At 73.3% G+C, this 11,415-nt stretch carries 10 protein-coding genes and 2 pseudogenes; 3 read left to right on the plus strand and 9 right to left on the minus strand.

Going from position 1 to position 11,415, the window contains the following annotated elements:
• A pseudogene (locus GT030_RS36670) lies at nucleotides 1–85 on the minus strand (GNAT family N-acetyltransferase); the annotation flags it as partial.
• A 44-nt stretch (nucleotides 86–129) separates the two neighbouring features.
• Nucleotides 130–540 (minus strand): DUF1992 domain-containing protein, encoded by a 411-nt coding sequence (locus tag GT030_RS22845; protein WP_161202690.1) that lies wholly within the window; start codon nucleotides 538–540, stop codon nucleotides 130–132.
• A 100-nt stretch (nucleotides 541–640) separates the two neighbouring features.
• Here GT030_RS22845 and GT030_RS22850 point away from each other — a divergent pair, with 100 nt between their 5' ends.
• The gene (locus tag GT030_RS22850) at nucleotides 641–1,048 is read left to right on the plus strand and encodes a hypothetical protein (RefSeq protein ID WP_161202691.1); all 408 of its coding nucleotides are present in this window, start codon (nucleotides 641–643) and stop codon (nucleotides 1,046–1,048) included.
• Between the two features lie 109 nt (nucleotides 1,049–1,157).
• Here GT030_RS22850 and GT030_RS22855 read toward each other — a convergent pair whose 3' ends face one another.
• Together GT030_RS22855 and proP are read right to left on the minus strand one after the other, a co-directional pair.
• On the minus strand, nucleotides 1,158–1,829 hold the full coding sequence (locus tag GT030_RS22855) for an O-methyltransferase (RefSeq protein ID WP_161202692.1): 672 nt from the start codon (nucleotides 1,827–1,829) through the stop codon (nucleotides 1,158–1,160).
• 132 nt (nucleotides 1,830–1,961) lie between these two features.
• Entirely contained in the window at nucleotides 1,962–3,338 is a 1,377-nt protein-coding gene (gene proP / locus GT030_RS22860; RefSeq protein WP_161202693.1) for a glycine betaine/L-proline transporter ProP, read from the minus strand.
• 309 nt (nucleotides 3,339–3,647) lie between these two features.
• On the opposite strand from proP, the gene GT030_RS22865 reads away from it, so the two are divergent.
• Together GT030_RS22865 and GT030_RS22870 are read left to right on the plus strand one after the other, a co-directional pair.
• Nucleotides 3,648–5,714 (plus strand): bifunctional glycosyltransferase 87/phosphatase PAP2 family protein, encoded by a 2,067-nt coding sequence (locus GT030_RS22865; RefSeq protein ID WP_346009720.1) that lies wholly within the window; start codon nucleotides 3,648–3,650, stop codon nucleotides 5,712–5,714.
• Nucleotides 5,711–7,189: a glycosyltransferase family 39 protein gene (locus tag GT030_RS22870; RefSeq protein ID WP_346009721.1), complete on the plus strand. Its 1,479-nt coding sequence runs from the start codon at nucleotides 5,711–5,713 to the stop codon at nucleotides 7,187–7,189. The genes GT030_RS22865 and GT030_RS22870 overlap by 4 nt, the downstream gene beginning before the upstream one ends.
• Nucleotides 7,190–7,194: 5 nt before the next feature.
• On the opposite strand, the gene GT030_RS22875 is transcribed toward GT030_RS22870, so the two are convergent.
• The 5 genes and pseudogenes from GT030_RS22875 to GT030_RS22895 all read right to left on the minus strand — a co-directional run.
• The gene (locus tag GT030_RS22875) at nucleotides 7,195–7,833 is read right to left on the minus strand and encodes a YoaK family protein (protein WP_237522757.1); all 639 of its coding nucleotides are present in this window, start codon (nucleotides 7,831–7,833) and stop codon (nucleotides 7,195–7,197) included.
• 177 nt (nucleotides 7,834–8,010) lie between these two features.
• On the minus strand, nucleotides 8,011–8,427 hold the full coding sequence (locus GT030_RS22880; protein ID WP_161202696.1) for a transglycosylase SLT domain-containing protein: 417 nt from the start codon (nucleotides 8,425–8,427) through the stop codon (nucleotides 8,011–8,013).
• A gap of 302 nt (nucleotides 8,428–8,729) precedes the next feature.
• Nucleotides 8,730–9,551: an ECF transporter S component gene (locus tag GT030_RS22885; protein WP_161202697.1), complete on the minus strand. Its 822-nt coding sequence runs from the start codon at nucleotides 9,549–9,551 to the stop codon at nucleotides 8,730–8,732.
• Complete coding sequence (locus GT030_RS22890; RefSeq protein ID WP_161202698.1) at nucleotides 9,548–11,197, minus strand: ABC transporter ATP-binding protein; 1,650 nt, start codon at nucleotides 11,195–11,197, stop codon at nucleotides 9,548–9,550. The genes GT030_RS22885 and GT030_RS22890 overlap by 4 nt, the downstream gene beginning before the upstream one ends.
• Nucleotides 11,194–11,415 (minus strand): annotated as a pseudogene (locus GT030_RS22895) (energy-coupling factor transporter transmembrane protein EcfT); the annotation flags it as partial. The pseudogene GT030_RS22895 and the gene GT030_RS22890, both read right to left, overlap by 4 nt.

Here is an 11,415-nt window from a genome sequence, read left to right on the forward strand (position 1 = left end):
CGCTGACCTCGGTGTAGTACGCCCGCCAGAGGGCCGCGGCCACCGGCGAGTCGTACGGTTCCGGGGCGATGGTCCATGTCGTCATGCGGGCCATCCCAGCGGGGGGCGCGGGGCGCGGGCAAGCGGGTTTCAGGCGCCGGTGTCCTTCAGGCGGCGCCACTCGGCCACGACCTCGTCCACGTCGTACGGCTTCTTGCCCAGCGGCGGACCCGGCGGGGGACGGAACATCATGTCCCGGATCTTGACGTTGACGGCCGTGATGATCTCCCGGACGGCATGCTCCGAGGGTGCCGCGTACGCCGCCGCGAGCGCGTCCTCGGCCTCCTTGCGCAGGGCGAGCGCCGGGGGCAGTACCGCCAGGCCCTCGCGGGCCATCTTCCGCTTGACCCACCAGAGTTCGTCGTACGCGCTGTCCAGTCCGGCGGGCAGGGGCTTACCGGTGCCGGGCAGCTCGTCGAACTCGCCGCGGCGCTGGGCGGCGTTGATCTGGTGGTCGACCCACGACTCGAACGGGACACGCGGTGGCTTTCGCTCGGTCATGCCCCCCATTGTGCCGGACGTGGACGAGCCGGGCGTTCTATCATGCGGCGGCGGTGCGGCGATCAGGGGTCCGCGCCAAGGGGCTTCAGGGGGAACACGCGTGCTCGAACTCACCATGGCCGCCGTCTCCGGCGAGGAAGCGGGTGCCACGGCCGGCATGACGATGGCCGAGGCGCCCAGCGAACCGGGTGCGGCGCTCCGCGTGGGCCGGGACGGCGCGGTGTGCCGGCTGGTCACCCCGGAGGACTGGCTCTTCGTCTCCCGCGTCCACCTGGAGTTCCTCTGCGGCCCCGACGGCGGCTGGCAGCTCTCCTGGCTCCACGGCTCCCAGCCCGACCCCTCCTCCGAGGTCCGCCTCACGGTCGGCGAATACGCCCAGACCGTCCCCTACGGCGGCTCCGTCCGCCTCCCCCGAGGAGCCTCGGGCGAGGTGGTCGTCCAGGACCGCACGGCTCCCCGCAGCGTGAACGTGGGTTTCTACCACGAGGTCCAGCTGCCGCCGGCCTGAGCGACGAGACCGGTACCGGCTCCGCTCGGCCGACCGGTGCCCCCCGCTCAGCGGGGCGGGCCGGCCGTGCGGTGAGTGCCTCGGGCGGTGTCGGCCGTCTCCGCGGGGTTCAGCCCACCACCCGTGCCAGCGCGAAGCCGTCGTACCCCTTGCCGCCGACCGTCTGGAGGGCCGTGCCCGTCAGGCGGGGGTGGTCGGCGATGAGGTCGATGGCGGTCCGGGTGCCGGTGATGGCGGGGTCGGTGCTGGTGGAGTCGGCCACACGGCCGTCGCGGACGACGTTGTCGAGGATGATCAGACTGCCGGTGCGGGTGAGCCGGAGGGCCCACTCGACGTAGTGCGGGTTGTTGGCCTTGTCGGCGTCGATGAAGACCAGGTCGAAGGGGGCCGGGTTCTCGTCCGCGAGGTTGGGGAGGGACTCCAGGGCCGGGCCGACCCGCACGTCCACCATCCGGTCGAGGCCCGCGCGGGCGATGTTGCGGACCGCCACGTCGGCGTGTTCCGGGTTGTGCTCCAGCGTGACCACGCGGCCGTCCTCGGGCAGGGCACGGGCCAGCCAGATGGTGCTGTACCCGCCGAGGGTGCCGATCTCCAGCACCGTACGGGCGCCCTGGATCTGCGCGAGGAGCTGGAGGAACTTGCCCTGGGTGGGGGTCACCGCGATGGACGGGAGCCCGGCCGCCTCCGAGTCGCGCAGCGCGGCCCGCAGGGCGTCGTCGTCCGGTGCGAGCCGGCTGGTGAAGTAGAGGTCCACGTCGTCCCACCGCTGCGACTCGCTCATGCGTGTGCTGCCTTTCCCGAGTGTCTGCGCAAAGCCTCTGCCAGGGTCCATGGTGCCCCCCGGAGAGACAGAAGCGGGCGCAGGAACCGTACGTGCGGTTCCCGCGCCCACCTCGCCCGGAGACAAGGACTCCTACTGCTCGGCCTCCACCGCGGGCGGCGAACCCGGCAGCGGACGGCCGGCGGACTCGCTCATCCGCCACACCGCGAAGCCACCGATGACGGCGGCCGCCATCATGTAGTAGGCGGGCATCATCAGGTTGCCGGTCGCGCCGATCAGCGCGGTGACCACCAGCGGGGTCGTACCGCCGAACAGGGACACCGAGACGTTGAAGCCGATCGACAGCGAGCCGTAGCGGACCCGGGTCGGGAACAGCGCCGGGAGCGCGGCCGGCATGGCGGCGGTGAAGCAGACCAGCAGCAGGCCCAGCGCGCCCATGCCGAGCGCGACGGCGAGCAGGCTGCCCTGGCGGATCAGCAGCAGAGCCGGGATCGACAGGAACAGGAAGCCCGCGCAGCCCGCGGCGATCACCGGACGGCGGCCGACGCGGTCGGTCAGGGCGCCCGCGAACGGCTGGACGATCATCATCAGCGCCATCACACCGAGCACGACGAGCAGACCGTGCGTCTCGTCGTACTTCAGCTCACTGGTGAGGAAGCTCGGCATGTACGACAGCAGCATGTAGTCGGTGACGTTGAAGACCAGCACCAGGCCGACACAGAGCAGCAGCGACTGCCACTGGCCCGCGAGCATCTCGCGCAGCGGCACCTTCGGCCGGTTGGTCTCGGCCTTCTCGACCTCGGCGGCGAAGGCCGGGGTCTCCTCCAGGCGCATCCGCAGGTACAGGCCGATGATGCCCATCGGACCGGCGATCAGGAACGGGATGCGCCAGCCCCAGGAGAGCAGGTCGTCGCTGGAGAGCAGGGCCGTCATCAGCGTGACCAGGCCCGCGCCGCCGATGTAACCGGCCAGCGTGCCGAACTCCAGCCAGCTGCCGAGGAAGCCGCGCTTCTTGTCGGGCGCGTACTCGGCGATGAAGGTCGAGGCACCGGCGTACTCACCGCCGGTGGAGAAGCCCTGCACCAGCCGGGCCGCCAGCAGCAGCAGCGGCGCGCCGACGCCGATGGAGGCGTACGAGGGGATCAGGCCGATGGCGAACGTGCCCGCCGCCATCATGATCATCGTGACGGCGAGGACCTTCTGGCGCCCCACCCGGTCACCCAGCGGGCCGAAGATCATACCGCCGAGCGGGCGGACGAGGAAGGCCGCCGCAAAGGCGCCGAACGTCGAGAGGAGCTGTGCAGTCGCGTTCCCGGAAGGGAAGAAGACTTTGCCCAGCGTCACGGCGATGTAGCTGAAGACGCCGAAGTCGAACCACTCCATGGCGTTGCCGAGCGCGGCAGCCTTGACGGCACGCTTGACGAGCGCGGGGTCGGTGACCGTGGGCTCTGCCTGGGCCTTCGGGGTCCGAAGGGACTTCGGACGGGGACTGACAGCGGTGGCGGCCAAAACGGAACTCGCCTGCCTTTCGACGGGGACACGGGCGGCGCCGGACGACGACGGCGACGGCGTGCGTCAGGCAGAAAAGAGACGATAGGGGAGTTTCGGCCCCTTACGTCCTGTGCGCGGACTGTTGCTTTCTGCAAAGAAACCGCGTCTACGCTGGTATGTCTGCCCTGTTCGGCGAGCATGATCCCCATCAAAAATGTGATCCATATCGCGCTCCGGAGCGGAAACCGCACCCTCTTCGGACTATCGTCATCCGGACAAATGGGTGACGGACATACCGTGACGCGATGGGGCGGGAGGCCACGAGGCGTGGTGGACGTGGAGCACGGCGGACGGTCGGCGGACACCCTGGCGACGGCCGGAGCCGGCTCCAGAGCCCGGCTGCGCGCCGCCCGGCTCGCCCTGTGGGCGGTCGCCGCGATCCTCGCCGCCCGGCAGATGGCCCTCGTCCTCACCACCCCGAGCGGGCAGCGCCTCACCGACCTGGAGACCTGGGTCGGCCCGGACGGCGTCCTGCACGTCAACGGCTCCCTGTACGACTCCACCCGGTTCACCGGCACCCCCTTCGCCGGCCTGGTCCTCAAGCCGCTCACCCGCGCCGCCGAACAGGCCCTCGGCTGGGGCTGGACCTTCGGCACGCTGCTGCTGGTCGTCGCCCTCGGCCTGGTCGTCGCCCGCGCGCTGCCCCGGCCCGTGGGGCGCCGTACCGCCCTGCTTGCCGCCCCCGTCGCCATCAGCCTCCTGATGGTGTCGCTGCCGGTCCGCAACACCCTCTGGCTCGGGCAGACCAGCGTCATCCCGGTACTGCTCGTCCTGCTGGGCTGCTTCACCGCCCGCGGCGAACGCACAGCAGGCGTGCTCATCGGCCTCGCCGCCGCCCTCCAGCCGACGGTCCTGCTCTTCGCCCCGCTGCTCTGGTTCACCGGCCGCCGCCGGGCCGCGCTCGGCGCCGCCGCCACCTTCGCCGGGGGCACCCTGCTCGCCTGGGCCGCGATGCCGGGCGACTCCCTCACCTACTGGGTGCACCACATGGCGGGCGTCGGCCTCGGCGGCAGCGCCGACGCGCTCGCCAACCAGTCGCTGCACGGCGCCCTGCTCCGGTTCGGGCTCAGCGGCCCGCCGGAGATCGCGCTCTTCCTGCTGCTCGGCGCGGCCGTCGCCGTCCTCGCGCTGCGCCGGGCCGTGGGGTACGCCCGTGACGGGCAGCTCCTGCTCGCCGTGGCCGTCACCGGGTGCGCGGCCGTCGCCGTCTCCCCGGCGACCTGGCAGCACCAGCTCCTCTGGGTGCTGCTCGCGGTCGTCGGCCGGGTCGGGACGCGGGCCGCGGACCGTACGGTCTGGCCGGTCGCGGTGGTCCTGGTGACCACGCTCCCGGCGACGATGATGCTGCCGAACACGCCGGTGATGTACCCGCTGCGGGACAACCTCGTCCTGCTCGCCGCGCTGGCCGCCGCGACCGCCGTCCCCTTCCTGCCCCGCAGCTCCCCGCACTACGACGCCCCGGCGCCCACCGCGTACGCCCGTCAGGTCCCGGCCCGGTTCGGACGCGTACCGCTGCTGCCGTTCGTGCGGCGCTCGCTCACCCGGCCCAATCTGCTGCTGGAGCTGCTGCTCATCCGCGTGACCTACGCGGCCTACGCGCAGGTGCGGCTCGCGGCGACCGGGGGCAGCAACGAACTCGGGCGCGAGACCGCCGAGCACCACGGGCGGCTGGTGCTCGACGCCGAGCGGTTCCTGCGCATCGACGTCGAGCACGCCGTCAACCACGCGGTCGTCGAGGTCGGCTGGCTGCGCGGGTTCCTCGACTTCTACTACGAGTCCTTCCACTTCGTCGTCCCGCTGACCGTGCTCGCCGTCCTCTACTGGCGCCGCCCGGTCGACTACCGCTGGGCCCGGACCTCCCTCGGCTTCGCCACGCTGCTCGCGCTGACCGGCTTCTGGCTCTTCCCGCTGGCTCCGCCGCGTCTGATGCCGGGGCTCGGCTTCGTCGACACCGTGCACGGGGCGCAGGACCTCGCCAACCCGGACTACGGCGCGATGACCGCGATCACCAACCAGTACGCGGCGATGCCCTCGCTGCACTTCGGGTGGTCGCTGTGGTGCGGGGTGGTGATCGCGATGCTCGCCCCGCGCTGGTGGATGAAGGGGCTCGGGCTGCTGCATCCGCTGTTCACCGTCACGGCGATCGTGGCCACGGCCAACCACTGGGTGCTGGACGCGGTGGGCGGGGCACTGGTGGTGGGGGGCGGCTTCGCCCTTGCGTACGTGCTGCTCGGGCCCCGGGCCATCGCCGCCTCCGGCGAGGTCGGACGGCCGCCGGGGCAGCGCAGGCCGCAGGAGCAGTCGCAGCCGGTCAGCTCCGGCCGAGGCGGGTGAACAGCCCGACGCGAGACCTCGCCCGCCCGCTCGCGCCGCCCCGCGCGCCGGAGCGGCGCACCACGGCACCCGCGCTCGTGCCCGCCGTCCTCGCCACGGTCCTCGGGCTGTGGGGGCTCACCCGGCACGGCAGCATGTGGCGCGACGAATCCGTCACCTACCGGGTCGCCCACCGCCCGCTCGGCGAACTCCTCGCGCTGCTGGGCCACATCGACGCCGTACACGGCCTGTACTACCTGCTCATGCACGGCGTCTTCGCCCTCTGGGACGGGGGCCTTGTCGCCCTGCGCCTGCCCTCGGTGCTGGCCACCGCCCTCGCCGCCGCCGGGGTCGGGACACTGGGCTCCCGGCTCGCCGGACCACGGACCGGCGTCCTCGCGGGCGTGCTGTTCGCCCTCTTCCCGGCGACCCAGCAGTACGCGCAGGAGGGGCGGTCGTACGCCCTCGTCACCGCCGGTGTGGTCTGGGCGACCTACCTCTTCCTGCGCGGGATCGGCTCCGCCGGGCGCGGCTGGTGGGTGGGGTACGGGGTGCTGCTGGCGGTCGTGTGCTGGGTGCACGAGTTCGCCGCGCTGGTGCTGTTCGCCCACGCGGTGACGCTGCGGCTGCTGGGGGTGCGGTGGCGGGGATGGGGGGTGGCGGCGGCCGGCGTACTGGTCGCGGTGGCGCCGCTGGCGGTGGTCAGCGCCCGGCAGGCCGATCGGCAGCTGGGCTGGCTGGGCCGCCCGAGCCCGGCCGTGTGGCTCGGGTTCCTGGCCGTATCGGCCCTGGGCCTGCTGCTGAGCCGTGTCCCGCCCCTGGCCGACCGCACGGTGACCGCGCTCGCCCTGCCCCTGCTGATCGTCCCGCCCGGCGTCCTGATCACCGCCTCCCTGCTCGAGCCGTGGTACGTCGACCGCTATGTCCTGTACGCCCTGACCGGCCTGGCCCTTCTCGGCGGGGTCGCGCTGGACCGGTTGCCGGCGCACCTCGAGAAGGCCGCCGTCTGCCTGCTGGCCCTGGCCCTGCTCCCCGCCTCCCTGGCAGTGCGGACCCCGGAGAGCCGCAAGGACGACGTGGTGGCGGTCGCCCGGACCGTACGGAAGCTGTCCCGCCCCGGCGACGGCGTGCTGTTCCTCCCGTCCCGCCGCCGCGAGTGGCTGCTGTCGTACCCCACCCTGTACGGCCGCTTGCACGACGTGGCCCTGGCCCGCTCTCCGGGCGCTTCCCACACCCTCCAGGGCACGGAGCTGCCCCCGGACACCATCCGGTCCCGCCTCTTGGCCACGCCCCGCGCGATCGCCCTGACCGACCCCGACGGCCAGCCCCTCGACCCCTTCCCCAGGGAGGAGGTCAAGCGGCGCACGCTCAGGGAGTACTTCGAGGAGTGCGAGCGGGTTCGGGTGTGGGGCGCCCAGGTGGTGGTCTACGCACGCAAACCGGACCTCGGCTCGGCCGCACAGGGTGAGGGCTGCCGGGGCGGCGGCGAGCGGTAGCGGGGTCAGTCGCGGTCCGGCGCCAGGACCGCCAGGACCGCTGAGGCCAGGGCCGCCAGGAGCAGAGGGACGCCCAGGCCGTGGTGGAGGACCAGCCAGGCGCCCAGGCAGGCGCCGGCGAACATGGAGAGGACCGCGGCGGTGCGGCGCGGGGAGCGGTCGGCGGTGCCGCTGCCCAGGCGGGACTCGGCGGCCAGGCCCGTCAGGGTCATGGTCAGGACGGTGGTGGTGAGGTCGGGGACGCCCAGGGCGCGCACGGTGGCGTTGCGCAGGCCCATGGCCAGCGCGGTGAGGGCGATCAGGGCGTAGCGGGTGCCGGGGCGCTCGGGCCAGGCCAGGGCGATGGCTGCCGAGGCGCCGACCAGCAGGGCTTCCGTGACGAGGGTCGGCCGGGTCGCGCGGCGGACGCGTGAGGTGAGCCGGCCGCCTGCCGCCGCGCCGACCAAGAAGCAGCCCAGCGAGGTGGCGGTGAGAGGTACGGAGAAGCCGGGGGCGCCCACCGCGGCGAAGCCGAGGATGACCACGTTGCCGGTCATGTTGGCCGTGAAGACGCGGCCGAGGCCCAGATAGCCGACCGCGTCGATCAGCCCGCTCACCACGGTCAGTACGAGCAGGACCCACGGGAGCCGCATCGTCCTGGGCATCGCGTCCTCCGGTCGGGCGGGCGGGGCCGGACCAGTGGACCACGGGGGTGCGGACATGCGCGCGCACCCTCGCCGAGCGGTGGCGAGGGTGCGGGAAGGAAAGGGGGTGGGCCGTCGACCGTGGGTGGTCGGGGCACCGGACGGCCCGGTGCGGGGAACGGCCCGCGCGGGGACGGCTCAGTACCAGCCGTTGGCCTGCCAGAAGTTCCACGCCTGGGCGGGGCTGCCGTAGCGGGAGTTCATGTAGTCCAGGCCCCACTTGATCTGGGTGGCGGGGTTGGTCTTCCAGTCGGAACCGGCCGAGGACATTTTGGAGGCCGGGAGGGCCTGCACCAGGCCGTACGCGCCGGAGGAGCTGTTCTTGGCGGAGACGTTCCAGCCGCTCTCGTGCGCGACGATCTTGCTGAACGCGTTGTACTGCGCCGAGTCCGGGATCATCCGGTGTGCGACGGACTGCGCCGAGGAGGGCGACGGGTTCGTCGCGGCCTGGGCGGGGGCTGCGCCGAGGGCCACACCGGCGACACCGGCGGCCAGGGCGGCCACGGTGACGGCCTTCTTCGGGGAGACGATGCGGCGGATGGCGGAGAACGACACGAAAACCTCTTACGTTGGGGACGATGGGTCGCCGTTCGCGTTCCAGCACGCTCCGCGTGGTGGCCGCAGGCGTCGGCGCCGCGGCCCGTGAGGACCGTGGCGCCTGGCGACGGCCTCCAGAGAAGCAAGCTTCCGAAACGTCCGCAATACCCCCTTTTACTAGTTGTGGCCGGACCGCCGAGAAGGCGCCCTTGTGTGACCTGGCTCTCAAAGCCCAGGTCAGGGGGGTTGCAAGAAGGTGCATAACGGACGTAAAGGTCTACGATCCGGGGTCGTAGGTGACCTCGGTCATATGGGCTGCCTCACGCACCGGGGGCGTCGAAGGTGACCGGCGTCTCGAAGGCGGCCCGCCGGGTGGCCCGGCGCAGGGCGCGCAGCACGGCCGGGCCGAGGGTCAGGGTGAGGACGACCGTGCAGACGGCCCGGCCCAGGTCCCAGCCCATGGAGGTGGCCAGGCAGTAGGCGAGGAAGCGGGCCAGGTTCGCGGGGACCGCGGCGTGCGGGTCGAAGGAGATGTTCGACGCCATGGTTCCCATGAACGGCCAGCCGGCCAGGTTCATGACCGTGCCGTAGGCGAAGGCCGCGAGGAAGCCGTAGCAGGCGAGCATCACCAGCTCACCACGGCCACGCAGGCGGGCGGCGCCCGGCAGCAGGCCCGCGCCCATGGTGAACCAGCCCATCGCCAGCATCTGGAACGGCATCCACGGCCCGACCCCGCCGGTCAGCAGCGCGGACGCGAACATCGTCACCGAGCCGAGTACGAACCCGAAGCCGGGCCCGAGCACCCGCCCGCTGAGCACCAGCAGGAAGAACATCGGCTCGATGCCCGCCGTACCCGCGCCGATCGGCCGCAGGGCCGCTCCGGTCGCCGCGAGCACCCCCAGCATGGCGACGGCCTTGGGGCCGAGCCCCGACTCCGAGATGGTCGCCGCCACCACCGCGACCAGCAGCACCAGCAGCCCGGCGAAAAGCCAGGGCGCGTCCTCGGCATGCGCGCTGACCTGCGAGTCCGGCGGCGCGAGGAACGGCCACCCGAACGCGGCCACCCCCACCGCGCCGACCAGCACGAGCGCGGCGACGGAACGGGGACCGAGCCGGACGGCCCGTACGGCGGGGGACGTCATGCCAGCGCCTTCCGTACCTCGGACACCGTCAGCCAGGGCTGCGGGGCCAGGATCTTGGTTACCTGGGGCGCGAAGGAGGGTGAGGACACCACGATGTCGGCCGTGGCGCCGTCCGCTATCACCTCGCCGTCCGCCAGCAGCACCACCCGGTGCGCGATCTCGGCGGCCAGCTCCACGTCGTGCGTGGCCAGCACCAGGGCGTGCCCCTCGGCCGCCAGCCCGCGCAGCACGGCGACCAGGCGGGCCTTGGCGGCGTAGTCCAGGCCGCGCGTCGGCTCGTCCAGCAGGAGCAGCGGGGGGCGCGCCGTCAGCACGACGGCGAGCGCCAGGGCGAGACGCTGGCCCTCGGAGAGGTCGCGGGGGTGGGTGTCGTCGGTGATGCCCGGCAGCAGCTCCGACACCAGGGCCCGGCAGGTGCCGGGCGCGGCGTCCGCGTCCTTGTCGGCGGCCACGCACTCGGCGCCCACCGTGTCGGCGTACAGCAGATCGCGCGGCTCCTGCGGCACCAGGCCGACCCGGCGCACCAGTTCGGCGGGCTTCAGCCGGTGCGGGGCGGCCCCGCCGGCCCGGACGGAACCGGAGGTGGGCGCGACCAGCCCGACCAGGGAGCCGAGCAGCGTGGACTTCCCGGCGCCGTTGCGGCCCATGAGGGCGATGGTCTCGCCGGGGCCGACGGTCAGGTCGACGCCCCGCAGCGCGTCGACCCGGCTGCGCCGTACGGCGAGGCCGCGGACCTCGGCGACCTGCGGCTCGGCGGGGGAGGCGCGCCGGAAACGGCGGCGGGGCGGGGCGGTGGTGACCTCGGAGAGACCGGGGGACTCGGGCTCGGAACCGGCGAGGCTCTCCCGCAGCGGCCCGGCCCTGCGCCGCGCGTCCCGGATGGTCAGGGGAAGCGGGCTCCAGCCGGCCAGCCGGCCCAGCTCGACCACCGGCGGGATCACCGGGGAGACGGCCATCATGTCGGCCGGGGCGCCGAGGACCGGGGGAGCGCCGGGGGCGGGCAGCAGCACGACCTGGTCGGCGTACTGGACGACCCGCTCCAGCCGGTGTTCCGCCATGAGGACCGTGGTGCCCAGGTCGTGCACCAGGCGTTGCAGGACCGCGAGGACCTCCTCCGCCGCGGCCGGGTCCAGCGCCGAGGTCGGCTCGTCCAGGACCAGTACGCGGGGGTGCGGGGTGAGCACCGAGCCGATGGCGACCCGCTGGCGCTGCCCGCCGGACAGGGTGCCGATGGAACGGTCCCGCAGATCGGCGAGGCCCAGCAGGTCGAGCGTCTCCTCCACCCGGCGCCGCATCACCTCCGGAGCCAGCCCCAGCGATTCCATGCCGTAGGCGAGTTCGTCCTCCACGGTGTCCGTGACGAAGTGCGCGAGCGGGTCCTGGCCCACCGTGCCGACCACGTCGGCCAGTTCGCGCGGCTTGTGGGTGCGGGTGTCCCGCCCCGCCACCGTGACCCGGCCGCGCAGGGTGCCCCCGGTGAAGTGCGGGACCAGCCCGCTGACCGCGTTCAGGATCGTCGACTTGCCCACCCCCGACGGGCCGACGAGCAGCACGAGTTCACCCTCGGGCACCTCGAAGTCCACGCCCCGGACGGTCGGTCCGGCCGCCCCGTCGTACGTGACGGCGACGTCCTCGAAGCGGATCACGACGGCTCCTTGCGGTCCTGGGGTACGACGAGCACGGGCAGCAGGCCCAGCAGGATGGCGGCGGCCGGCCACAGCGGCAGCGCGGGTGCGGCCAGCGGGACGACACCGGGGTGCAGCGCGCCCGGATCGCGTACGGAGGCCAGCGCGAGCAGCGCGGCGACGGCCGCGCCCGCCCCCGCCACCAGCCACGCCCGAACCCCCCACGGCGCCGGCCGGTA

The organism is Streptomyces sp. SID1328 (genome assembly GCF_009865595.1).
Taxonomy (GTDB): domain Bacteria; phylum Actinomycetota; class Actinomycetes; order Streptomycetales; family Streptomycetaceae; genus Streptomyces; species Streptomyces griseoluteus.